The sequence below is a fragment of the Musicola keenii genome (genome assembly GCF_014855505.1).
Taxonomy (GTDB): domain Bacteria; phylum Pseudomonadota; class Gammaproteobacteria; order Enterobacterales; family Enterobacteriaceae; genus Musicola; species Musicola paradisiaca.
On record NZ_JAAWVW010000004.1, the window covers coordinates 1 to 24,067 of the forward strand.

Sequence of the window (24,067 nt, forward strand, 5' to 3'; positions counted from 1 at the left end):
CAGTTATGTAAATAAAGTTACCAGTATAAAAACAGAATGCGTCATCAATATTTATTAATTACTAACTGAATTAATAAAAAATAAACTTAGGCGCACTGGATAATAAATTATCCGGCGATTATTTAATTTATTGCTAACTCTCAATAAATCATAAGAAAAAATCATTACAGAAAATCTGACGTTAAACAGAGAATAAAATAACTCTCAACATATTGAAAATAATAAAATAAAAGCATGACACCCCATTGACAACGTTAAATACTGTATGCGATTTAAGCATGAATGTTATTGATAATGCATTTTTTGCATCAAACATGTGACGTAACTTTTATTACGCAGAAAAAAAAGCAGTAAAAACTCGATTTCGTTGTAATATCTGCGCCGCAGACACAGCACCCCTCCATAACAGGCCAGTGTAACGATTGCGTGCATTGATAAATGCGCGTTCATCGGATGCGCTGCAATAACACTGTGTGTTGTCTGAACACGGTCATCAACATGAGGTTAATATGCAAAGGCAGAAGTTAGTCATACAGATAGCATTGGCTATCATACTGGGGATTCTTGTTGGCTGGGCTTGCCATCAATATCTCGACGGCGGGCGCGCCAAAGAAGTCGCTTCCTATTTCAATATGATTACCGATATTTTCCTGCGGTTAATCAAAATGATTATCGCACCGCTGGTATTCGCTACGCTGGTATCCGGTCTGGCCAGCATGGGCAACTCTTCTGCCGTAGGCCGCGTTGGCCTGAAAGCCATGACCTGGTTCATTACCGCGTCCTTCCTGTCGCTGCTGATCGGTATGTGCCTGGCCAACTTCTTCAAGCCCGGCGTAGGCATGAACCTGGTGGCTACTGCCAACCACGTCACCACCGGTCTTAATACCGATGGCTTCACACTGAAGAATTTCATCAGCCATATCTTCCCGAAAAGCATCGTGGAAGCGATGGCCAATAACGAAATTCTGCAAATTCTGGTGTTCTCGCTGTTCTTCGGTTCTGCGCTGGCTTACGTCAAACACCATCACAAACAGGCCAACTTCATTCTCTCCACCATTGAAGAACTGGCCAAAGTGATGTTCCGCGTCACCGACTACGTGATGGCGCTGGCGCCGATCGCGGTCTTTGCCGCCATCGCTTCCGCCATCACCACGCAAGGCCTGGGCCTGATTTACGATTTCGGCAAACTGATCGGCGAGTTCTACATTGGTCTGGCGCTGCTGTGGTCAATACTGTTTTTGGTCGGATACGCCTTCCTGGGCAAATCCATCGCGGTACTGGCTCGCCTGATCCGCGAACCCACCATGCTGGCCTTCGCCACCGCCAGCAGCGAATCCGCCTATCCGAAAACCATGGAAGCGCTGAGCCGTTTTGGCGTACCGAAGAAAATCACCAGCTTCGTGCTGCCGCTGGGTTACTCATTCAACCTTGACGGCTCGATGATGTACCAGTCTTTCGCCATTCTGTTCATCGCCCAGGCGTACAACATCGACCTGAGCCTGACCCAACAGATCCTGATCCTGCTGACGCTGATGATCACCAGCAAAGGCATGGCAGGCGTGGCTCGTGCCTCCGTGGTGGTGGTTGCCGCCACACTGCCGATGTTCAGCCTGCCGGAAGCCGGTATTCTGCTGATTCTGGGTATCGACCAGTTCCTGGATATGGGCCGTACCGCGACCAACGTCATCGGTAACAGCATCTCCACCGCCGTGGTCGCCAGCCTGGAAAAAGGCGTAACCGACGATGAAGACGAAGAGGACGTTGAGGAAACGGTGGTCTTACAACAGGCCAACGCAACACAAGACGCCTGATGCGTTTCTGAACGTCATCTTCGCAAACAGCGGCCATCCGGCCGCTGTTTTTTTAAGGGAACGCTCTCACACTGCGGGATGCAACGCCTTCATCGTTCGCCAGAACGACTCCGAAGCCGTATTCAGGCGTGCATCCAGTCGATATAGATAAACCTGCATCGCCATGACTGCGTTTTCCAGATTCAAAATCGCCAGTTCCCGATGTTTAAGCTCTTCCCTGATGGAGTAATCCGGTAGCCAGGCGACGCCGAAGCCCTGCTTCACCATCCGCTTGAGCAGATCGCTCATGGAAGAGACGAACGTCACCGTGAAACGCTCGCGCCCGACGGCAGCGAGGTAGCGGTTCACCTGCCGCCCCATGTAGCTGGTATCGGTGTAGTTCAGCAACGGCAGCGAAGGTGCGCGCGCATCAAACAGCGGTTTGCCGGCGGTATCGCAGGCGCAGACCGGATAAAGCCGCGACGCCATCATCCGGGTATGCAGAAAAGGTTCCGACATCAGTTCTTCGTTCTGAAACGAAAAAATGAAATCGCTGCGCCCCTCTTTCAGATTGAGAACCGCGTCATCCACGTCGATGGACTCAACGTAGACGATACTTTCCTGCGGATTCGGCAGGGACTTCAGCAGCTCAGGCATGACGAACACCGACAGCGAATGCGCGGCAGCGATAGTAATGCGATGCCGCGAGTGGGCACCGCCGTGCAGTTTATTAATTTGATACTCCAGATCGTCGAGCGTATTGCGAATATGCGCATGGAAAACACGCCCCGGCTCCGTCAATTGCAGCGGTGATGCTGAGCGATCAAAAATTTCGAATCCTACCGCCTCCTCCAGCGCCCGAATACGACGGCTGAATGACGACTGCGAGATGTTGCGTTGCTCCGCCGCCAGCGTAAAGCTGCGGCACTCCTCAAGGGAGATAAAGTCATAAAGCCATTTGGTTTCAATGTTATTTAGCATTGTCGTTCACCACGCCAGTTTCGCCTGTAGATATCATAAAAAGCATAGCGTAATAGTGCTTATGCAAAACAGGGATAGCGAATGGGAATTTCGCAATTCACATTTCGAGGTGCTGTGCGATGATTTTCGCACTTGTACTGATTTCCACACCGGCACTGATTTTCGTACCGGCACTGATTTTCTTACCGGCACGGGAGATGATGAGATGAACCCTGTTATTGGTATTTTGGGCGGCATGGGCCCCGGCGCCACTGTCGACGCCATGCAGAAACTGATCAACAACACACCGGCGCACACCGATCAGGAACACATCCCGATGATCGCTGTATCCATTCCGGATATTCCCGATCGTACCCGCTGTATTCTGCAACAGGGCACATCCCCGCTTAGCAAAATGATCCAGTACCTGCGGATTCTGGAAAACGCCGGTGCGTCCTGCATCATCATGCCCTGCAATACCGCCCACTATTGGTTCGACGACCTGAAACGCCATACCCGAACCGAAATGATCAGCATCATCGACGCGACCTGTCAGTGGATCGACGAGCAGTCGCTGCGGCACGTCGGCCTGCTTGCCACTACCGCTACGGTACGCGCCGATATTTACCAACACGCGCTAAGCCGCCAGCAGGTGCGCTGCACACTTCCCTCCCAGACGGAACAGGATGTGGTGATGGACAGCATTTATGCTTACAAGGCCGGAAACTTCACCCTCGCCCGTCAGTTGCTGTTACCGATACAGGCGGAACTGCAACGACAAGGGGTGGAAAAGATCATTCTTGGCTGCACCGAACTACCGCTGATTCTGGCGCCGGAGATACTCGCCGCTCCGGCCGCTTATCTCGATGCCACCGAAGCGCTGGTACGCAAGACCGTCGCCTGGTACTACACGCACTCACACTCTGCCGCAGCCTGATACCGGAATGCCCACGCGCCCCGCGCCCCATGACCACTCATGCGGGATACCGGTCGACAATCCCTTGCCGACCGGACATCTGCTATCATGACGCCCTGCCCGATACCCAGGAACCCCGTCATGAAAACGAAACCCGTAACCTTGAACGAAGTGGCCGCCTATGCCGGGGTTTCGTACCAGACCGTATCCCGTGTGCTGAACCGCTCGCCCCAGGTTTCTCCCGCCACCAAAGAGAAGGTCGAGCAGGCCATGGCGGCGCTCAACTATATTCCCAACCGCGTCGCCCAACAGTTGGCGCGTCGGCGCCCCACCACCATCGGGCTGGCAACTATCGATCTGTCGCTGCATGCGCCGTCTCAAATCGCAGCCGCCATCAAAACCACCGCCAGCGAACAGAGCTTCAATGTGGTGGTCGCCATGCTCAGTGCCGCCGACGGGTATGACGCCCGGCGCGCCGTTAGCGAGCTGTTGGCGCAGCGGGTCGACGGGATTATCGTCAACGTCCCGCAGGAGCCGGCAATGGCCGAACCGCTCAACTCGCTTTGTGCGACAACGCCGGTGCTGTTTCTGGATACTCAACCCGATACCCCCTGGCCCCGCGTTATGTTCGACCCGATCCAAGGGGCGAGGTTGGCGATTGAGCATCTGGTCACGCGGGAGCATCGCCGGATCGCGCTGCTGACCGGCCCGCTCAGCGCCGTTTCCGCCCGCTTACGTTACGAAGGCTGGCTGCAAGGCTTACGCGAGCATCAACTCACCCCCTGCGCCGTTGCCGAAGGCGACTGGAGCGCACAGTCCGGTTATCGTTGCACGCCACAACTCTTGACGGCATCGCCCCAACCGAGCGCCATCGTGGTTGCCAACGATCAAATGGCGCTCGGCGTGCTGCGGGCGCTGCACGAATATGGATTAAGCGTACCGGATCAGATCTCGGTTATCGGATTTGACGATACCCAGGACAGCGCGTATTACCAGCCGCCGCTGACCACCATTCGGCAGGATTTCCGTCAATTAGGCCACGAAGCTGTGTTACATCTGGTCGCCCGTCTGCTGGCGCAGGAGCCGGCTGCCTCTCTGTTGCTGGAAACCGTGCTGGTGGAACGACAGACCACGGCGCACTATGCATCAAAGACCCCAGACACTCAGGCCATCGCTCATCAACTGATCGCGCTCGCACGGCGGTTGCAAGGATAAGTATCGACGGTTTTGTGATCTTCGACACCTTCCGTTCATCCCTTGTCTTACGCATTTCCATCCTTTTTTATGCTATAAAATGTGAGCGAATAACAAACCATCTGTAGCCAACACCCTCACGGAACAATCAAGGAAAACGCGCCATGTCCATCACCGCCACACAGCCCACGCTGGCACATATTCTCGCCAGACGGGACTGGGAAAACCCGACCTGCAGCCAGGTTAATCGGTTGGATGCCCATCCGCCATTTTCCAGTTGGCGCAATCTGCAGCACGCCCGGGACGATAAACCTTCCCGTCGACGCCAGCCGCTGAATGGCGAATGGGTATTCAGCTATTTCCCCCGTCCGGAGGCGGTGCCGGAAAGTTGGCTGACACAGGATTTACCGCAGGCGGATCGCACCATCGTACCGTCCAACTGGCAGCTATCCGGCTACGACGCCCCCATTTACACCAACGTGAAATACCCCATCCCGGTCAACCCACCCTTTGTACCGGCAGAAAATCCCACCGGATGTTATTCGCTCACATTCAAAGTTGATGATAGCTGGCGACAACATGGGCAAACACGCATCATTTTTGACGGTGTGAATTCGGCTTTTCATTTGTGGTGTAACGGCTGCTGGATCGGCTACTCGCAGGACAGCCGGCTTCCCGCCGAATTCGACCTCAGCAACGCTTTGCAGGAAGGAGATAACCGGTTGGCGGTCATGGTGCTGCGCTGGTCGGACGGCACCTATCTGGAAGATCAGGATATGTGGCGCATGAGCGGCATCTTCCGCGATGTGTGGCTGTTGCATAAACCGACGACGCAACTGCGCGACATTCAGCTCACCACCCCGCTCAGCCGGGATTATACGCACGGCACGCTATGCGTTCAGGCCAGCGCCAGCCTGTTGCCGGAAACGGCGGCCAACTGGCGTCTGCATGTACAGCTCTGGCGTCATGGTGAGCTTGAGGCGGAAGCGATCGCGCCCTTCGGCAGCGCCCCTATCGATGAGCGGGGCAACTATCACGATCGCGTCGACCTGCAACTAGACATCGCCAACCCTGCCTTGTGGAGCGCCGAAACGCCGCACCTCTATCGTGTGGTGGTGGCGCTGGAATATGCCGACGGCATGCTGGTGGAAGCAGAAGCTTACGATGTCGGGTTTCGCGAAGTGAGCATCAGCAACGGGCTGTTGAAACTCAACGGTAAACCGTTGCTGATCCGCGGCGTCAACCGCCATGAACACCACCCCGAGCACGGTCAGGTGATGGATGAAGCAACCATGCTGCAAGATATCTTATTGATGAAGCAGCATAATTTTAATGCAGTACGCTGTTCGCACTATCCCAACCATCCGTTGTGGTACCGCCTGTGCGACCGCTACGGTCTGTATGTGGTGGATGAAGCCAATATCGAAACCCACGGTATGCAGCCGATGAACCGATTGTCTGACGACCCGCGCTGGCTGCCTCCGATGGCGGAGCGCGTCACTCGTATGGTTCAGCGCGATCGCAACCATCCGTGCATCATCATTTGGTCGTTGGGCAACGAATCCGGTTATGGACGTGCGCACAGTGCGCTCTATCAGTGGGTCAAACAGCAAGACCCTACCCGCCCGGTGCAGTACGAAGGCGGCGGCGCCGATACCCCCGCCACCGATATTCTCTGCCCAATGTACGCCCGGGTCGATCAGGATCAGCCGTTCCCCGCCGTGCCGAAATGGGCCATCAAAAAGTGGATCGGCCTGCCGGACGAATCGCGCCCGCTGATCCTCTGCGAATACGCCCATGCGATGGGCAACAGCTTCGGTGGATTCGCCCGCTACTGGCAGGCATTCCGCCAGTATCCCCGGCTGCAGGGCGGGTTCGTCTGGGATTGGGTAGATCAGGCGCTGACCCGCTACGATCGCCATCCGCCGCACTGGGCCTACGGCGGCGATTTCGGCGACACGCCCAACGATCGCCAGTTCTGCCTCAACGGGCTGGTATTTCCGGATCGCACCCCGCATCCAGCGCTGTACGAGGCCCAACGCGCGCAGCAATTCTTCCAGTTCGAGTATCTTTCCGCCGAGCCGCTGACCATCGCCGTCACCAGCGAATACCTGTTTCGCGCCAGCGATAACGAAACCCTGCAATGGCGCATCATGCAAGACAATCTGACGCTTGCCGAAGGCCGCGTTGAACTGTCGCTGCCGCCGGAAGGCAGGCAGATCATCACGCTACTCGACACATTACCGACGGTTCGCCACCCCGCCGCCCTGTGGCTGAATCTGGACGTCATCCAACCCACGGCAACGGCATGGTCGCCCGCCGGCCATTGCTGCGCCTGGGATCAATGGGCGCTGCCGGCCCCCATGCCGACGCCGGCTCTTATGCCGTCAACAGGCGCCGCACCGCGATTATCCTCCACCGAGGAGGCCTTTGAGATCACGCACGGCGACCAGCGTTGGACGTTCCATCGTCATAGCGGATTACTCACGCATTGGCAGCAAGACCATCGGCAACGCCTGCTTAGCCCGCTGCGGGATAACCTCACCCGCGCCCCGCTGGACAACGATATCGGTATCAGCGAGGTGGATCGAATCGACCCAAATGCCTGGGTGGAGCGTTGGAAACTGGCGGGATTGTACCAGTACGAAACCGACTGCCTCGAGATGCGGGCCGACGCATTAGGCGACAGCGTGATACTCAGTACCACACATGCGGGCCGCTATCAGCAACAGACGCTGTTTGTCAGCCGCAAGCAGTGGCGCATCGATAGTCAGGGGCGGTTGAGCGTGAGCGTGGATGTCGAGGTTTCGCCGCACCTGCCGCCGTTGGCCCGCGTCGGGCTGAGTTGCCAGTTGGCAGAGGTGTTTCCACAGGTCAGCTGGCGCGGACTGGGGCCGCATGAAAATTATCCGGACAGACGCCTCTGCGCGCGTCACGGCCGCTGGCAGTTGCCGCTGGAGGCCATGCATACGCCTTATATTTTCCCATCCGAAAACGGCCTGCGCTGCGATACGGAAGAGTTGAACTACGGTGACTGGACTATCGACGGTGATTTCCACTTCGGCATCGGCCGGTATAGCCAACAGCAGTTGATGAACTGCAGCCACCACCATCTGCTACAACCGGAAACCGGCGTCTGGCTCAATCTGGACGGCTTCCATATGGGGGTCGGCGGCGATGATTCCTGGAGCCCGAGCGTTGCCCCCGACTTTCTGCTGACCCGCCCGCGCTACCACTACCAGTTGCGGATCTCACTCGGTTAAACCCTGACAGACCGGCGGCCTACTCTGCCGGTCTGTCACCCGGCGCGTCGGCCTCCTATGAAAAAACTCAGGCGTTTACCAAGAAAAACCACCCTATTGAGCAATCCCTCGCCAAACGCGCCGAAAAGAGGTGTTCTGCCTTTGACATACAACATCCCCACCGTTATCATGCGCCCCACTTCACCGATTCCTCTGTAGTTCAGTCGGTAGAACGGCGGACTGTTAATCCGTATGTCACTGGTTCGAGTCCAGTCAGAGGAGCCAAATTCAGAAAAGCAGATGTCGAAAGGCATCTGCTTTTTGCTTTTATATCCAACGCGATAGCATCGAAACCCTTTGCGATGTATGCCCGCTTTTCCCTCCGCATCGGGAGAATTTGGTGGTCAGATTTGGGGTCTTTCCGGTTCGATAATGCAGTGCCCCCTAAATATCGCTTAACGACGCGAAAATCCGCAACGTAAAACCCTCCGCAAAACCCTACAAAGTTTCCGATTCTCACGGTTTGTACCTGTTGTTTTTTACCTGTCCAGATACATGTCACGCCGCCACACACACCGGATTAGGCGCTGTCACTGCGAATGCCGCTTGGGGTGATTTGGAATAGCGATGTGTTCATGGCCACCGCGTTTATACCGGTGAGTGGGCTGCTGATAACTTGTAAGCAGCCCGGCAACCCAACACATTCACTTTTTGAGATTTTAGGGTCTTCAACCATCAGCCGATAATCCGCCGAACAGCACGGCCCGCTACGGGAGTCTCTGCGGCATCGTCCCTGTCATGGGTTAAGTGATAACAGGTGTCTGGACATATAGGGGCCAATTCACCGAGAGGCTTGACGCGGCCTCCGCCATAAGCCATTTTTTGAACCGTGCGCACTTTTCGTTCTGACTCAAGGCCTTTGGCGACAGCAGGCAGTAGCTGGAACCATCGCGAATAAAACCGTAAGGAGCATGTAACTGCCCACTTTCCAGTTCGTCCTGCACCATCAGAAACGAAACCATAGCCATCCCCAAGCCAGATGCCGCCGCCTGAACACACAAGTAGAAATGTTCGTAGTCCACGCGGATGCTGCCTTTCGTTGAAACACCCGACAAGCGTTGCCAAGCCGACCATGCTTTCGGCCGGGTTCCGGAGTGCAGCAATCGCACACCGTCAAGGCGCACTTTGGGTTCCTCCTTTGCACGAGTTACCGGCCCCATCCACTCGTCACAGATTTTCTCGGCATGAACATCCTGATCCCAATGGAAGTCGTCGCGACGTAGCGCCATATCGACCCCGGATCTGGCGAAATCGATCGGGCCGCCGGCAGCCACCAAATGCAGGTTAATATCGGGGTTTGCACGATGAAACGCGGGAAGCCGGGGAATCAGCCATTTCATGGCGATGGTCGGCTCACAGGACAGCACAATCACCTCTTCCCGCGCCGACTGCTGCAATCGATACACGGCACCTTCAAGTTGCTCAAACACCGAGGTGGTCGTCGCATGTAATAAGCGCCCGGCCGCATTCAGGAAAATCGCCCTGTTACGCCGCTCGAACAACTCAACACCCAGAGCCTCTTCCAAAAGCCGTACTTGCCGACTGACGGCGCCATGTGTCACATGCAGTTGTTCAGCCGCTTTCACAAAGCTGCCGGTTTGAGCTGCCGCTTCAAAAAAGCGGAATGAGGCCAACGATGGAAGTTTCATATACACGACGAAATCTGACAGATTTCCTTCAAGATAAATCGCTTTTTTCTCCAGTACAAGCACTCAATAATTCAATCGAAACCACACAAAAGCCAACGAAAAAATAAATATTGGAGTAATAAATGGAGAGATTATCGTCTGAAACAGACATTGTTGAACCAAAATTGAAACCGGCGGCAAATCATGATCGCATCAACAATCTGTGCGAAATCATCGCTAAAAAAGATTACATCATATTGCCATCCGAAATGTCCCAGTCGCTGCTCTCCGCTGAGGATGAGGACGTGCTGGACGATAGGACTGAATTCCAGAGGCGCTGGAACCGACGGGAACACGCCCCGTTCATGAAAGGTGGCGGGACGTATCGGTGGTCTACAACGCCACAGCATTCCAATGGAGTGTTAAAACAATGAACGAATTGATTGCAGTCGCCACTATCACAATTCTGGCCGTTATCAGTCCCGGCCCCGATTTCGCGATGCTCACCCGAAACAGTTATGCCTTCGGAGCACGCACCGGCCTGATTTCTGCGTTTGGTATCGCCTGCGGCGTACAGATCCATGTGATGTATACGGTACTGGGTATCGCCGTCGTCATCGTCAACTCGCCCCTGCTGTTCCTGGCAATGAAGGTGCTGGGTGCCTCTTACCTGATCTACCTCGGGTACAAATCGCTGACCAACAAAACCATGCTCAAACTGGGAGAGGCCTCTGGCGCTTCGCCATCTACCTTGGCGGCTTTCCGCATGGGCTTTCTAACCAACGCACTCAATCCCAAAACCATGCTTTTCGTTGTCGCGACCTATACCCAGGTTGTCCACGCGGACAATCCAATGAGCCATAACGTCGCCTACGGCCTGTTCATGTCGGTAGCTCACTGGATCTGGTTCAGCATCGTTGCGCTGTTCTTCGCAGCCCCAGCCATGCGCCGTCGTTTGCTCGAACACCAGCTGACTGTCGACAAGTTCATCGGCGTTGCCCTGATCGTGCTCGGTACATCCCTGGCTTTTACCAATGTCAGTGCCTGAGAGGGAAGAGAATCTGATGAAAATTGCCTGTATTGATCTCGACGGTGTTCTGATTCCATCGCCCGCTTACTGGAGCAGGGTTGCCACGTTCTGGCTGCGGGTGACGCCTTCAACGATCTTGCCATGTTGCGCCTGGCGCACAACGGCTTTCTGGTTCGCCCGTCGCAAGCGACAATGACGGCCGCCCAGGGCCTGATGGTGGTGGAGCACCTGCATGAAATCATCGAGGCCATCGGTGCCGTCGAGCCGTCATCGGACAAGCACATATCACGGTCTGGGTGAGGCAATATGGGTTGGTCGACAGCCTGCCGGGTACTTTTCAACCGGGATCAACGGGATCGCTATCCGATGATGTAGCAGCCCAATAATATCGCGCATGACACCGAGCAACAGCGGGTAAACGACGCATCTCCCGTATTAGCGTATACGGTGAATCGCATGGTTAAAACGTCCGGTATTCATCGCTAAAACAATCCTGTTCATCAGGAAAATGATTTAATGCGTCGATGGCTTCCCTGTTCTCTTCCTGCCACGCTGCCCGCCGTGGATGACGTTTTTCAATAGTCGAAACGCCCAACCATCCGCTGCGGTAATCGCGGGTAGTTTTACGCCGCCGCACATCCTGCAGTGACCAGGATTCATCGTTTCGCGGCGATCCCGGTCACAGAATCAAGACGGCAATTATTACCCTTAGACTAATAATCAGCGCCCTAGCTTAATTGATGCGCAACGTATCGGAGCGCAGACTGAACTGCAAGCAAAGCTCATCAAATTATTTGCTGAATCAGGAGGTTAATAATGAATGCTGGTCAAACTCCGGCACGGGCGTGGAACACCCGCCGCACGGAAAAGCAGCGCCGACTGGCGTCTGTTCCGGTGCAAGGCAAAGTGCTCCCGACCGACCAACTTGTTGAAATGCTAGAAAAACTGTTAGCGCCGGGCGACCGCGTGGTGCTGGAAGGCAACAACCAGAAACAGGCCGATTTCCTCTCCCGCATGCTGGCGGAAGTCGATCCGGCCAAAGTGCACGACCTACACATGATCATGCCTAGCGTCGGGCGTAGCGAGCACCTGGATCTGTTTGAAAAAGGCATCGCCCGCAAGCTGGATTTCTCCTTCTCCGGCCCGCAAAGCCTGCGTATCTCGCAGCTACTGGAAGACGGCCTGCTGGAAATCGGCGCGATTCATACCTACATAGAACTCTACTCCCGCCTGTATGTCGATCTGGTGCCGAACGTGGCGCTGGTTGCCGGCTATAAAGCCGATCGCAAAGGCAACCTCTATACCGGGCCGAGTACCGAAGACACCCCGGCGCTGGTGGAAGCCGCCGCGTTCCGCGACGGCATCGTGATCGCTCAGGTTAACGAACTGGTGGATGACGAGTGCGATCTGCCGCGCGTCGATATTCCCGGCTCGTGGATCGACTACGTGGTGGTCGCCGATAAGCCGTTCTTCATCGAACCGCTGTTTACCCGCGATCCACGCCTGATCAAACAGGAACATATTCTGATGGCGATGATGGCGATTAAAGGTATCTACGCCGAGCATCAGGTGCAGTCGCTCAACCATGGCATCGGCTTCAACACTGCGGCGATCGAACTGCTGTTACCCACCTACGGCGAACAGCTCGGCCTGAAAGGTAAAATCTGCCGGCACTGGACGCTCAACCCGCACCCGACGCTGATCCCGGCGATTGAAAGCGGCTGGGTCGACAGCGTGCACTGCTTCGGCGGCGAACTGGGGATGGAAGAGTATATCCGCGCCCGTCCCGACGTGTTCTTTACCGGCGCCGACGGCTCCATGCGTTCTAACCGCGCATTCTGTCAGCTGGCCGGTCAGTACGCGGTCGATATGTTTATCGGCTCTACGTTACAAATCGACGGGCAGGCCAACTCCTCCACCGTCACCCGCGGCCGCCTGTCCGGTTTCGGCGGCGCGCCGAACATGGGGCATGACCCGCACGGCCGCCGACACGCCACCCCGGCCTGGCTCAATATGATCAATGAACCCGACCCGATGCAGCGCGGCAAAAAGCTGGTGGTGCAGATGGTGGAAACCTTCCAGGCCGGCGTGAAACCGACTTTCGTTGAAAAACTTGACGCCGTCGACGTCGCTAAAACCGCTGGGATGCCGCTGGCGCCAGTGATGATTTACGGCGACGACGTCACCCATGTGCTGACCGAAGAAGGCATCGCCTACCTTTACCGCGCAAACAGTCTGGAAGAGCGCCGCGCCATGGTCGCCGCCGTTGCCGGCATCACCGACATCGGCCTCGGCGTGGATGCTCAACGTGTCGCCGCATTGCGCCAAAGCGGCAAAGTAGCGTACCCGGAAGACATGGGCATCCGCCGCAGCGACGCAACCCGCTCGCTACTGGCCGCCGGCAGCGTCGCCGACCTGGTGGAATGGTCTGGCGGCCTTTACAACCCGCCGGCGAAATTTCGGAGCTGGTAATGAAACAACTGTCACCGACACGTGCCGAGGCGCAGGCGATCCGGCTTGCCGAGGCCGCCACACAGTGCCTGATCGACGAAGCGCGCCTAAGCCCGAAGCCGGGTCTGGTAGACAGCCGGGGGAGCGGCGCCCATCAGGATCTCAATCTGGCGCTGATGGAGCGCTCGGCGCACAGCCTGACCCCGACGTTTTTACGACTGGCGCAGCAAAGCTGGCAACGCCCTGCCGATATCGCGCTACGCGAAATCATCGGCCGACTCGGGCGCGAAGGCGAACAGGACATGATGCGGGCAACCGACGGCGTGAACACCCACCGTGGCGCGATCTGGGCACTCGGGTTGTTAGTCAGCGCAGTCGCGATGCAGGGCGGCGATGCCTGTCCGCATCAGGCGGCGCAAACGGCTGCGGTCCTGGCCCGTCTGCCAGACCGCGCCGCGCCGACGATTTTCAGCAACGGCCGCAAAGCCAGCCGCCGCTGGCGCGTCCCCGGCGCTCGTGAAGAGGCGCAGCAAGGCTTCCCGCACCTGATGACGCTGGCCCTACCGCAGCTTAACCACAGCCGCAGACAGGGCGCCGCCGAGTGCGACGCCCGGCTCGACGCGCTGATGGCGATCATGACCTCGCTCAGCGATACCTGTGTGCTGTCACGCGCCGGGATGGCCGGGCTCGAGGCGATGCAACACGGTGCCCGCGCTGTCTTGCTGGCAGGCGGTTGTGCCCATGCACAAGGCCGCCAGGCGCTGGCCAGGCTCGATCAACAGCTGCTGGCGCTCAATGCTTCGCCGGGCGGTGCGGCCGACTTGCTGGCCGCTACGTTGTTCGTCGACCGGGTCTGCCGGCTCGCGCCCCGCTAACTCATCAAGAGGATGTTATGGAACAGATTAGATTGTCATTCCCGGCCCATCGCGCCTTGCGCGGTCACGCCCTGGCAGGTGTGGTGGGTTCCGGTGATATGGAAGTGCTGTACACCGCAGATAGCGGGCACAGCCTCATCGTTGAAATCACCACCTCGGTGGATAACAGCACCGCGCGCTGGAACGCGCTATTCGAACGCCTGAACCTGACCAACGGCCTGCCCGCCGGAAAGCTGGTGATTCACGACTTTGGCGCGACGCCGGGCGTGGCGCGCATTCGTATCGAGCAGGTCTTTGAAGAGGTGAACCATGCGTAACGACAGCAGTTTTATTGAATTACGCGCCCGTGAACGCGCCCACGCCCTGCTGGACGACGGCAGCTACCGCGAACTGCTCGACCCGTTTGAGGGCATCATGTCGCCGTGGTTGGGGCCGCAGGGGATCGTCCCGCAGTCCGATGACGGCATGGTGGTCGCCAAAGGCACCATCAACAGCCGGCCCGCAGTGGTGATCGCCATTGAAGGCACCTTCCAGGGCGGCAGCATGGGCGAAGTATCCGGCGCCAAAATGGCCGCCGCGCTGGAACTGGCGGCAGAGGACAACCGTAACGGCATCCCGACGCAGGCCGTACTGTGCCTGGAAACCGGCGGCGTGCGCCTGCAGGAAGCCAATCTCGGTCTGGCGGCGATTGCCGATATCCACGCCGCGATTGTCGATCTACGCCGCTACACGCCGGTCGTCGGCATCGTCGCCGGCACCGTCGGCTGCTTTGGCGGCATGTCCATCGCCGCCGCACTGTGCAGCTACTTGATCGTCACCCGTGAAGCACGCCTGGGGTTGAACGGCCCGCAGGTCATCGAGCAGGAAGCGGGCATCGAGGAGTACGACTCCCGCAATCGTCCGTTTATCTGGAGCATGACCGGGGGCGAAATCCGTTATCACAGCGGGCTGGTTGACGCGCTGGTCGGCGACGGCGTCAACGCGGTGAAAACCGCAATGAATACGGCCATTGCACAAGGCGTGCCGGCGCAGCATCGCAGCGATAAATACGCTGATTTTCTGGCCCGTCTGACCCGCTTCGACACCCGTCAGCAGGCCAACAGCGCACAAATTAAACAGCTTTTTGCCGGGGAGGAAAAATGATGAGTCAATTCAACAGCCGCGGCGCGTTATGGCTGAACACGTTGGCGCCGAACGCGCCGCTGATGCCCGGCCTGTGCCCGTCCGTACAGGTCGCCGACGGTGAACTCAACGGTGAGAGCGTGCGGTTTATCGCTGTCGTTCCCGATGCTGCCAACCACTATCCGCGTGCGGTACACGGCGAAGTCGGCCTGTTGGAAGGCTGGACGCTGGCGAAAGTGGTCAACGAGACCCTCGACGCCGATGCCGGCCGCACCGTTAAGCGCCCCATCGTCGCCGTGATCGATGTGCCAAGCCAGGCGTATGGCCGCCGCGAAGAGGCGTTCGGCATCCATCAGGCGCTGGCGGGCGCCGCGGGCGCCTATGCCAAGGCGCGCCTCGCCGGCCACCCGGTGATTGGCCTGATTGTCGGTAAAGCGATGTCCGGCGCATTTCTGGCGCACGGTTATCAGGCCAACCGGCTGATCGCGTTTAACGATAGCGGCGTACTGGTACATGCCATGGGCAAAGAATCGGCGGCGCGCATCACGCTGCGCACCGTCGACGCACTGGAAAAGTTGGCCGCCACTCTCCCACCGATGGCCTACGACATCAGTAACTATGCCACGCTGGGCCTGCTTTCCGCACTGCTGGACATCAGCGACCCGGACGCGCCGACCGCCAGCGATCTGGCGCAGGTTATCGACTCGCTGAACGCCGCTATCCGCGATGCGCGTCAGGATCCCAGCTTGAAATCCCGCCTGGGCGCCGACAACCGCCACAGTTCCGCGCGGGTGCGCGAACGTATGCGCGCCAGTTGGTAGCACGGAAGAACAAAACCGGCGGGCTTGTCTCACGCCGCCGGTGACGGTTCGCAACAGCGGGACAGGCTGACCGCCGGATGAAAAAACCTGCCGAAAGCAGCCTTTGCCGGGCGTCGTTATACGCCCGCGTTAGCCGTAATGCCGATTGGCGGCGTCGAGTCAGACGGGAAACGCAGGGAGGTTCACGGAAGAACGCCTTCCCTTCGCGGTCACGGTGCTGACATTGATACGTCGCTGACAACCATTACCCGCGTCAAGCGCTGCTTTTTGAAAATAATAACCATCGCGCCAGTGCTCTTTCCTTTTTATCTACAGGTGATTTATGACTTATGTGATTGTTCATGCTCTCGCGCCCATTTTCGTCATCATGCTGCTGGGCTTCTGGGCCGGCAAAGCCAAAATGGTCGATAACCAGAATGTTTCCCTACTCAATATTTTCGTGATGGATTTCGCGCTCCCCGCCGCGCTGTTCAGCGCCACCGTGCAGACGCCGTGGTCGGGTATCGTCGCGCAGTCGCCGCTGATTGTGGTGCTGACGCTGGGAATGTGGATCACCTACGTCGCCCTCTATTTCCTGGCCACCGGCGTATTTAAAAAATCGCCTCAGGATGCCGCCGTGCTGACGCTGACAGTCGCCTTGCCCAACTATGCCGCGCTCGGCCTGCCGATCCTCGGCAGCGTGCTGGGCGATGGATCGTCCACCTCGCTCTCCGTCGCCGTCTCCATCGCCTGCGGCTCGGTACTGATGACGCCGTTCTGCCTGCTGATCCTGGAACGCGAGAAAGCCCGCGCCAGCGGGGAAAACCGTGGTTCAACGTTGTCCATGCTGCCGGTGCTGATGTGGCGTTCGGTGAAAAAACCGATTGTGCTAGGCCCGCTGTTAGGGGTGGCGCTCTCCGCCATTGGCGTCAACATGCCGGAACTGCTGCTGGCATCCATCAAACCGTTGGGGTTATCGGCCACCGCGGCGGCGCTGTTCCTGACCGGCGTCATCCTCTCCGCCCGTAAACTGAAGCTCAACACCATGGTGGTCAGCGCCACGATCGCCAAACTGCTGATCCAACCGTTTATCGCCTGGGGTATCATTATCGCGTTTGGTCTGCACGGTTCCGTGGCGATCACCGCGATTCTGATGATTGCGCTGTCGGCCGGTTTCTTCGGCGTGGTGTTCGGCAACCGCTTTAACGTACAGTCGCCGGATGCAGAAGCCGTACTGCTGTTAAGCTCGGTGCTGTGTATCCTGTCGCTGCCGCTGTTTATCACCCTAACCGCTGGACTCTAATCATGTTATTCACGCCGCGCCCCCATGATCTGCTCTGGCTTCACGCCGCCGAGATGCTGGAAGACATTCAGGATGAGTGGGTCGCCAGCCAGTGGCGCGCCAGCCTGCCGGTGGTGGTGCGACGTGATCAAGACGCCGCCGGCCGCATTCCGGTCGGCGTGCGCGGCATGACACGCGGGCAGCGCGCCGCCGGCTGGGTGAAAGCCGAGGCGATCGCCCGCCTCATCACGCCGGAGATGCTGGTCGACGCCGCGCTGCTGCGCTCGCCGTTTCGCGCCCAGCCGCCGGTGCGGGCGGCCGCCACGCTTGCCGCGTATGACTGGCCGTGGCCATGGGGCATCCTTGGCAGCACCGCCTATGCGTTGGCGACCGACATCCCGGTACTGCATGCCGACAGCGATCTGGATTTGCTGATCCGCGCGCCGCTCGAACCGGCACGCGAGGCGCTACTGCGCTGGCAATCCGTCGTAGCGACGCTGCCGTGCCGCGTGGATACGCAGGTGGAAACCCCCGTCGGCGCATTTGCGCTCAATGAATGGCTGCGTGAAGGCCGCGCGCTGCTGAAAACCTCGCACGGCCCGCGCCTGAGCGCTTCACCCTGGAGCAGGGAGGAACCATGAAAATTCTGTTTACGTTTCCCGGTCAGGGAACGCAGTACCCCGGTATGTTGCAAACCTTACCGCACGGAGACGTGCTTGACGCCGCGCGCGCCGTTCTCGGCGCAGAAGCGGAAACGATCGACTCGCCACAAGCACTGCGCCACACCCGCGCCGTGCAGCTGTGCCTGTTAATCGCCGGTGTTGCCTGGGCGCGGGAGTTACAGCGGCACGGCATCCATCCCGATATCGTCAGCGGCTTATCCATCGGCGCCTACCCGGCCGCCGTGATCGCCGGGGCGCTGGATTTCACCGACGCGCTGCGTCTGGTCGCCCTGCGCGGCGATTTGATGGAACAGGCGTATCCGCACGGCTACGGCCTGACGGCCATCATGGGGCTGACCCGTGATCGCATCGAGGCGCTGATCGCCGACAGCGACGTTTATCTCGCCAACCTGAACGCAGAAACGCAAATAGTGATTGCCGGCAGCGATAAGGCGATGTCGGAGGTGGCCCAAAAAGCGCTGGCGGCAGGCGCCGGCAAAGCGCAGCGGTTGGCCGTCAGCGTACCGTCCCACTGCGCGCTGCTGGATAAACCCGCCGCCGAACTGGCGCAGGCGTTTTCCGCCGTGATGCTGACTCGACCACGCTGCGCCTATCTGAGCGGCACCACCGGCCGCGTACTGTGGGATCCTGCGCGGATTGCCGACGATCTGGCATTCAATATGGCGCGAACGGTGCAATGGCAAGACGCCATGGTGTCGGCGAACCAGCGCGATGCCCGGTTGGCGATTGAAATGCCGCCCGGCAGCGTGCTGACCTGCCTGACGCGGCAGGCCGCCTGGCAAGGAGAGTGTCTTTCGCTGGAGCGCAGCGGCATCGACGTGGCGCGCCATCTGGCGCAGGTGTTCAGGCGTTGACGTTGAGACTGCGGGTGTACATGCGCCCTTCCGCCGCCAGCGCCAGCAGATCCGGGTCGCGCTCGCGGTTATGGGCATAGACGATCGAAATCAGCTGGCGCATCTGGTACGGCTCCGCCAGCTTCAACAACTGTACATCCTGCTCATACACCTTTTTCATGCGGCCCGGAATCAACGCGAACCCGACCCCGGCCTGTACCAGGCTTATCATCGAGAAAATATCGTTCACCCGGGTCACGATCTTCGGTTCAAATCCGGCGATATGAAACGCCTCCTGAAAACCGTCATAGGTGGCGAACCCTTCGGCTAACGAGACAAACTTACGGTCGGCATAATCGCGCAGATCGGCAAGCTGATGGGTATCAAGCCGTTCGCTGGCAGGCACGGCCAGAAAGATATCGTCATGAAACAGCGGGATCACATCAAACGTCGACCCGTTGAACTCGCCTTCGCGGGTGGAGATCAGAATTGCGTCCAGCGCGTCATCCTCCAGCATATTGAGCAACATGTGGTTCGATCCCATCGTCAAATCCAGCTCCAGCGACGGGCGTCTGAGCTTCATGCCCATAATGATGCGCGGCACGGTTTCCAGCGTCAGCGAATACAGCGTGCCGATGCGCAACCGCCCCTGCCCGACGCCCGCGACCTTGCGGGTTTCTTCCAGGCCGCGCGTCATCAGGCCAATCACATCCTGGCAATACTCCAGCAGCGTCCACGCCGCAGGCAGCGGCACCAGGTTGCGGCCTTTATGGATAAACAGCGGGCAGCCGACGCCCTCTTCCAGCGTATGTAACGCGCGATGTACGCTGACACCGCTCAGCGCCAGCGCCTCCGCGGTGCGGGCGATATTGCCTTTCGACATAAACATCATGAAAACGGACAGCTTGCGGAAAGTAATATCCTGATTAATTTCATCTTTCATTGCGCGTTATCCTTAAAATGCGCTGAGCCGACCCGCAACAATGGCGACTGCCTAGCAGCCGCGCATCATCACCCAGCAGTAACACGCCTTACTTCACGCTGAAGCTGTATTGACCCTGGCTTTTATGCCCATCCACAGACAGCACATGCCAGTCGACGCTGTATTTTCCCGCGCTCAGCGGCGCGGCAAGCGGCGCCACCAGCCGGGTTTTATCCGCCGCATCGACAACTGCCTTGCCGGTTTTTACCGGGCTACCGGCGGCATCCTTCAGTTCAACGCCGCTGAAGGCCGCTTCAACGCCTTCGGTAAACGTCAGCGTCAATTGCCCCGGCGCAACCGCTACTTCGCTCTTGTCGGCCGGTTCGGCGGATTTCAGGTGGGCATGAGCATAAGCCTGCGATACCGGGAGCAGCGCCACCGCTAAAGATGCCGCTAACGTCAGGTGTTTCCATGAGTTTGTCATGTTCAAATCCAGTCAACTGATAATAAAAAAACCGCCGGGAAACCGGGCGGAAGCGAAAAAATACGGCGTGGTCATGACCGCCGGAGATAACCTTACCCTGAGCCGGGCTGCGCCCCTAGTAAAACAAAGCCTCCGCTGTCCCCCATACTGGCTGAACGCCCGTTATGGCCGCAGCTGCTATCGCGCATCAGGCAGAACATCGCCTGATACCCCGCGTGCAGCGCCTCGCTTTACTCATCGGCCTGTGGTGCTCCCGTCTCTGACGTCATCCCCAACATCCCGCCCTCTCGTGATGCCGTCTCCCGATAGAGTGACAGCGATCACATTGTCTCTAATTCGATAAATATTGTCCTTACATAACAATATATGCCATCGAGGTTGGCGGATAATTCTCGTCAGGCAGAGAGTTCAGCCGACATGACGCCGCGCCCTCTCGGCAAATCTCAATTTAACTCAGTGGCAAACTTCCATGCGTATGTCCATCAACGGTTTCTGGCATCAGGCCCGGGCGTTCATCCTGATTTACGCCTGTCTGTACCTCGGCAGCGGCATTGCCGCCCTCCTTCACATCAGCCTCCCGGGAAGCATCATCGGCATGCTGATCCTGTTTTTGCTGCTCGCCACCCAGTGGGTACCGGTGCAGTGGGCCAAACCGGGGTGCCATATACTGATTCGCTACATGGCGCTATTGTTCGTGCCGATTGGCGTCGGTGTGATGCAGTACGCCGACCTGCTGCGCACCCAGTTCGGGCCGGTGGTGATCTCCTGCACCGTCAGTACGCTGATCGTGCTCGTCACAGTAAGCGGGTGCTCACACCTCATTCATGGCCGCACGTCATCCCGGCAACCGGCCAAACCAAAGAAAGGAGCCGATCATGTGGCATGATATCTGGTGGTCGCTGCCACTGACATTATTGGTGTACTTTGCGGTACGTCGTCTGGCGCAGCGGCTGAATACGCCGCTGTTCAATCCACTGCTGATCTCCATGCTGGTGCTGATTGCCTTCCTGCTGGTCAGCCACATTCCCTACGCCCGTTATTTCAACGGCAGCCAGGCGCTGAACAGCCTGCTGCAACCTGCGGTGGTGGCGCTGGCGTTCCCGCTGTATGAACAGTTGCATCAGATCCGCATGCGTTGGAAATCGATCATTTCCATCTGCTTTCTCGGTAGCGTGGTCGCTATGGCGACCGGTACCTGGATTGCCCTGCGGCTGGGCGCGTCGCCCGCTATCGCCGCTTCCATTCTGCCGAAGTCCGTGACCACGCCGATCGCCATGGCGGTCGGCGGCAGCATCGGCGGCATTCCGGCCATCAGCGCGGTATGCGTCATTTTCGCCGGGATCCTCGGCGCCGTTTTCGGGCACAGCCTGCTGAACCTGATGCGTATCCACACCAAAGCCTCGCGCGGGTTGGCGATAGGCACCGCCGCGCATGCGCTTGGCACCGCCCGCTGCGCCGAGCTGGACTACGAAGAAGGCGCCTTCAGCTCGCTGGCGCTGGTGATTTGCGGGATCATCACCTCGCTTATCGCGCCGTTGCTGTTCCCACTGTTGCTGGCGGTGGCGAGCTAGTCGGCGTCGCACGCTGGTGGGCTGCAGACTGATAGCGCGTCGGCGGTACGCCGAACATCTGGCGGAAGGCAAAGGTAAACGACGCGGTGCTGGAATAACCGAGATCCAGCGCCACCTGGGTGACACTGCGGTTATCTTTCAACATGATGATCGACTCCAACAGCCGCAGACGCTTCTTCCATTCGCTGAACGACACGCCGGTTTCCTTCCTGAAACGGCGGGAAAAAGTCCGTACCGACATCCCGGTACGGGCCGCCCACGCCTCAATACCGTGCGCGGCATCCGGCGCTTGCTGGATATCGCGGCAGACCCGCACCAACACGACGGACTCCGGCCACGGTAACGAGAAACCCGCGTCGGGTAACTGTCGCAACAACGCCGTCAGCACATCGACCATTTTGCCGTCATCCCCGGCCTCGTCGTATTGTTCTGGTATGTGCTCCGTGGCGTAGTGGATAAATTCCCGCACGAAATCGCTGATCACCACCACCTTGCTGCTGCCATGGTCAATCGCGGCATACTCCGGTTCAACATACAGACTCTCCAGCAGTACATTGCTGGTCGCCAGAATCTGGTGCGGCACATTGGCCGGGATCCAGACGCCGTAAAGCACCGGCACGATCAGCGTCTTCCCTTCAATCTCCATACGCATACCGCCTTCGCGCGCATACAGAAACTCGACAAACGGGTGCTGGTGCTGCGCCACCTGCGTTCCTTTCGTCAACGGATAAGTCCGGAAATAGACCGAACGCGGCAGTGAGAATGGCGCCGGTGCGGGCATCAGCGCTGGTGCGGATAAAGACGGCATCACACTTGTCCTCTAATCAATGAAACTTGTCTTTATATAGTAAAACAGGACAAGGCGATTTACCCAATAATACGTCATTCTCCATTTTCCCAGTCACCAGAGAGAATCGCTCATCATCAAGGACGGTAGCACGCCATGGCATAAAAATTCGCTTTAAATCAAAGTGTTAATAGTGTCATTAGCGATCATGCCGGCTTGTATCCGGGAAAATGTCGAGTACCACCAACCGTTTCACTCATCGCCAATACCACGGAGATATCATGAGTAATGTATGCATCGTCACGGACGATGACCGTAACAATGAATGGATCCGAATAGCCAACGATATGCTCAGCCAGGCAGATATCACGATCAATGGCACGAACCCCTGGGATATCCGGGTAAAAAATCCGATGTTTTTCAAACGGGTATTACAACAGGGTTCTATTGGGTTGGGTGAAAGCTATATGGACGGCTGGTGGGAATGCGATCGGCTGGATATGTTTTTCCACCGGATATTAAACGCCCATCTGGATGAAAAGTTGCCGACCCGGCTCACGGATATTTTGCGCATCGCCGTGGCGCGGCTGGTGAATCTGCAATCCAGAAAGCGCGCCTGGCAAGTGGGAAAAGAACATTACGATCTGGGCAATGACTTGTTTTGCCGCATGCTCGATTCATACATGCAATATTCCTGTGGTTACTGGCAACAGGCCGATGATCTTGCTGCCGCCCAGCAGGCCAAACTGGCGATGATTTGCCAGAAACTGCAACTGCGGCCAGGAATGACGCTGCTGGATATCGGCTGTGGCTGGGGCGGGCTGGCGGCCTATGCCGCACGGCACTACAACGTCAGGGTACACGGCGTCACCATCTCGGCTGAACAGAAAGCGTTTATCGAATCTCACCACGATGGACTGGATATTCAGGTGCTGTTGCAAGATTACCGCGACTTGCGCCAGCAATATGACCGCATCGTCTCCGTCGGCATGTTTGAACATGTCGGCCCTAAAAATTACGCCGCCTATTTCGAGGTAGTCGACCGTTGCCTCAAACCTGGAGGCTTATTTCTGCTGCACACCATTGGGGCCAATAAAACAGCACGCAATGTCGACCCCTGGATCAATAAATATATTTTCCCCAACGGCTGCCTGCCTTCCATCAAACAGATCGCCGACACCAGTGAAAAACACTTCGTGATGGAGGATTGGCATAACTTTGGTGCCGATTACGACAAAACGCTCATGGCCTGGTATGCGCGTTTTCTTAACGCCTGGCCGCACCTGGCCGGCAATTATTCCGAACGCTTCAAACGCATGTTCACCTACTACCTCAATGCCTGCGCCGGCGCTTTTCGCGCCCGTGACATCCAACTGTGGCAGGTGGTGTTCAGCCGAGGAGTCGACAATGGATTGCGAGTACCGCGCTAACGGCGAC

At 57.8% G+C, this 24,067-nt stretch carries 23 protein-coding genes, 1 tRNA gene and 2 pseudogenes; 19 read left to right on the forward strand and 7 right to left on the reverse strand.

The window, feature by feature from the left end; genetic code table 11:
• Positions 1-509 precede the first annotated feature (509 nt).
• Positions 510-1,811, forward strand: coding sequence for a dicarboxylate/amino acid:cation symporter (locus tag HEP82_RS05130; protein ID WP_192457113.1), 1,302 nt, complete (start codon positions 510-512; stop codon positions 1,809-1,811).
• Between the two features lie 66 nt (positions 1,812-1,877).
• Here HEP82_RS05130 and hypT read toward each other — a convergent pair whose 3' ends face one another.
• Positions 1,878-2,771 (reverse strand): hypochlorite stress DNA-binding transcriptional regulator HypT, encoded by an 894-nt coding sequence (hypT, locus tag HEP82_RS05135; protein WP_192457114.1) that lies wholly within the window; start codon positions 2,769-2,771, stop codon positions 1,878-1,880.
• 205 nt (positions 2,772-2,976) lie between these two features.
• On the opposite strand from hypT, the gene cuyB reads away from it, so the two are divergent.
• The 4 genes from cuyB to HEP82_RS05155 all read left to right on the forward strand — a co-directional run bounded on the left by cuyB (position 2,977) and on the right by HEP82_RS05155 (position 8,387).
• Entirely contained in the window at positions 2,977-3,687 is a 711-nt protein-coding gene (gene cuyB / locus HEP82_RS05140) for a cysteate racemase (RefSeq protein ID WP_192457115.1), read from the forward strand.
• 120 nt (positions 3,688-3,807) lie between these two features.
• Positions 3,808-4,881, forward strand: a complete 1,074-nt coding sequence (locus HEP82_RS05145; protein WP_192457116.1) for a LacI family DNA-binding transcriptional regulator — start codon at positions 3,808-3,810, stop codon at positions 4,879-4,881.
• 143 nt (positions 4,882-5,024) lie between these two features.
• On the forward strand, positions 5,025-8,123 hold the full coding sequence (locus tag HEP82_RS05150) for a beta-galactosidase (RefSeq protein ID WP_192457117.1): 3,099 nt from the start codon (positions 5,025-5,027) through the stop codon (positions 8,121-8,123).
• Between the two features lie 188 nt (positions 8,124-8,311).
• Positions 8,312-8,387: transfer RNA gene (locus HEP82_RS05155), tRNA-Asn, on the forward strand.
• A gap of 250 nt (positions 8,388-8,637) precedes the next feature.
• On the opposite strand, the pseudogene HEP82_RS05160 reads toward HEP82_RS05155, so the two are convergent.
• Together HEP82_RS05160 and HEP82_RS05165 are read right to left on the reverse strand one after the other, a co-directional pair.
• Positions 8,638-8,788 (reverse strand): annotated as a pseudogene (locus tag HEP82_RS05160) (IS3 family transposase); the annotation flags it as partial.
• A gap of 117 nt (positions 8,789-8,905) precedes the next feature.
• Positions 8,906-9,811: a LysR substrate-binding domain-containing protein gene (locus HEP82_RS05165; protein WP_192457322.1), complete on the reverse strand. Its 906-nt coding sequence runs from the start codon at positions 9,809-9,811 to the stop codon at positions 8,906-8,908.
• Between the two features lie 122 nt (positions 9,812-9,933).
• On the opposite strand from HEP82_RS05165, the gene HEP82_RS05170 reads away from it, so the two are divergent.
• The 3 genes from HEP82_RS05170 to HEP82_RS05180 all read left to right on the forward strand — a co-directional run bounded on the left by HEP82_RS05170 (position 9,934) and on the right by HEP82_RS05180 (position 11,120).
• A complete protein-coding gene (locus HEP82_RS05170) occupies positions 9,934-10,224 on the forward strand; it encodes a vWA domain-containing protein (RefSeq protein WP_269150412.1) in 291 nt (96 codons plus the stop codon).
• Complete coding sequence (locus HEP82_RS05175) at positions 10,221-10,838, forward strand: LysE family translocator (protein WP_192457118.1); 618 nt, start codon at positions 10,221-10,223, stop codon at positions 10,836-10,838. Before HEP82_RS05170 ends, HEP82_RS05175 begins: the two co-directional genes overlap by 4 nt.
• A gap of 123 nt (positions 10,839-10,961) precedes the next feature.
• Positions 10,962-11,120, forward strand: a complete 159-nt coding sequence (locus tag HEP82_RS05180; RefSeq protein WP_225622361.1) for an HAD family hydrolase — start codon at positions 10,962-10,964, stop codon at positions 11,118-11,120.
• Positions 11,121-11,280: 160 nt separating this feature from the next.
• Here HEP82_RS05180 and HEP82_RS05185 read toward each other — a convergent pair.
• A pseudogene (locus tag HEP82_RS05185) lies at positions 11,281-11,397 on the reverse strand (type II toxin-antitoxin system CcdA family antitoxin); the annotation flags it as partial.
• A 239-nt stretch (positions 11,398-11,636) separates the two neighbouring features.
• On the opposite strand from HEP82_RS05185, the gene mdcA reads away from it, so the two are divergent.
• From mdcA to mdcH, 8 genes are all read left to right on the forward strand, one after another.
• Positions 11,637-13,292, forward strand: a complete 1,656-nt coding sequence (mdcA, locus tag HEP82_RS05190) for a malonate decarboxylase subunit alpha (RefSeq protein WP_192457119.1) — start codon at positions 11,637-11,639, stop codon at positions 13,290-13,292.
• Positions 13,292-14,146, forward strand: a complete 855-nt coding sequence (locus tag HEP82_RS05195) for a triphosphoribosyl-dephospho-CoA synthase (protein ID WP_192457120.1) — start codon at positions 13,292-13,294, stop codon at positions 14,144-14,146. The genes mdcA and HEP82_RS05195 overlap by 1 nt, the downstream gene beginning before the upstream one ends.
• A 17-nt stretch (positions 14,147-14,163) precedes the next feature.
• Positions 14,164-14,463, forward strand: a complete 300-nt coding sequence (gene mdcC / locus HEP82_RS05200) for a malonate decarboxylase acyl carrier protein (protein WP_192457121.1) — start codon at positions 14,164-14,166, stop codon at positions 14,461-14,463.
• Positions 14,456-15,289, forward strand: a complete 834-nt coding sequence (locus HEP82_RS05205) for a biotin-independent malonate decarboxylase subunit beta (RefSeq protein ID WP_192457122.1) — start codon at positions 14,456-14,458, stop codon at positions 15,287-15,289. The genes mdcC and HEP82_RS05205 overlap by 8 nt, the downstream gene beginning before the upstream one ends.
• The gene (gene mdcE, locus HEP82_RS05210) at positions 15,289-16,089 is read left to right on the forward strand and encodes a biotin-independent malonate decarboxylase subunit gamma (RefSeq protein WP_192457324.1); all 801 of its coding nucleotides are present in this window, start codon (positions 15,289-15,291) and stop codon (positions 16,087-16,089) included. Before HEP82_RS05205 ends, mdcE begins: the two co-directional genes overlap by 1 nt.
• A gap of 322 nt (positions 16,090-16,411) precedes the next feature.
• A complete protein-coding gene (locus HEP82_RS05215) occupies positions 16,412-17,371 on the forward strand; it encodes an AEC family transporter (RefSeq protein ID WP_192457123.1) in 960 nt (319 codons plus the stop codon).
• A 2-nt stretch (positions 17,372-17,373) separates the two neighbouring features.
• On the forward strand, positions 17,374-17,991 hold the full coding sequence (locus tag HEP82_RS05220; protein ID WP_192457124.1) for a malonate decarboxylase holo-ACP synthase: 618 nt from the start codon (positions 17,374-17,376) through the stop codon (positions 17,989-17,991).
• Positions 17,988-18,887 (forward strand): malonate decarboxylase subunit epsilon, encoded by a 900-nt coding sequence (mdcH, locus tag HEP82_RS05225; RefSeq protein ID WP_192457125.1) that lies wholly within the window; start codon positions 17,988-17,990, stop codon positions 18,885-18,887. Before HEP82_RS05220 ends, mdcH begins: the two co-directional genes overlap by 4 nt.
• Here the strand turns inward: mdcH and HEP82_RS05230 are convergent.
• Both HEP82_RS05230 and copC read right to left on the reverse strand, forming a co-directional pair.
• Positions 18,877-19,809: a LysR family transcriptional regulator gene (locus HEP82_RS05230; protein WP_192457126.1), complete on the reverse strand. Its 933-nt coding sequence runs from the start codon at positions 19,807-19,809 to the stop codon at positions 18,877-18,879. The genes mdcH and HEP82_RS05230 overlap by 11 nt on opposite strands.
• Positions 19,810-19,897: 88 nt before the next feature.
• Complete coding sequence (copC, locus tag HEP82_RS05235; RefSeq protein ID WP_192457127.1) at positions 19,898-20,272, reverse strand: copper homeostasis periplasmic binding protein CopC; 375 nt, start codon at positions 20,270-20,272, stop codon at positions 19,898-19,900.
• 469 nt (positions 20,273-20,741) lie between these two features.
• Here copC and HEP82_RS05240 point away from each other — a divergent pair, with 469 nt between their 5' ends.
• Both HEP82_RS05240 and HEP82_RS05245 read left to right on the forward strand, forming a co-directional pair.
• Positions 20,742-21,158, forward strand: a complete 417-nt coding sequence (locus HEP82_RS05240; RefSeq protein WP_192457128.1) for a CidA/LrgA family protein — start codon at positions 20,742-20,744, stop codon at positions 21,156-21,158.
• Positions 21,148-21,843: a CidB/LrgB family autolysis modulator gene (locus HEP82_RS05245; RefSeq protein ID WP_192457129.1), complete on the forward strand. Its 696-nt coding sequence runs from the start codon at positions 21,148-21,150 to the stop codon at positions 21,841-21,843. Before HEP82_RS05240 ends, HEP82_RS05245 begins: the two co-directional genes overlap by 11 nt.
• On the opposite strand, the gene HEP82_RS05250 is transcribed toward HEP82_RS05245, so the two are convergent.
• Positions 21,797-22,651, reverse strand: coding sequence for a helix-turn-helix domain-containing protein (locus HEP82_RS05250; protein ID WP_192457130.1), 855 nt, complete (start codon positions 22,649-22,651; stop codon positions 21,797-21,799). The two genes, HEP82_RS05245 and HEP82_RS05250, sit on opposite strands and share 47 nt — an antisense overlap.
• Before the next feature lie 260 nt (positions 22,652-22,911).
• On the opposite strand from HEP82_RS05250, the gene cfa reads away from it, so the two are divergent.
• The gene (cfa, locus tag HEP82_RS05255) at positions 22,912-24,060 is read left to right on the forward strand and encodes a cyclopropane fatty acyl phospholipid synthase (RefSeq protein WP_192457131.1); all 1,149 of its coding nucleotides are present in this window, start codon (positions 22,912-22,914) and stop codon (positions 24,058-24,060) included.
• Positions 24,061-24,067: the final 7 nt, after the last annotated feature.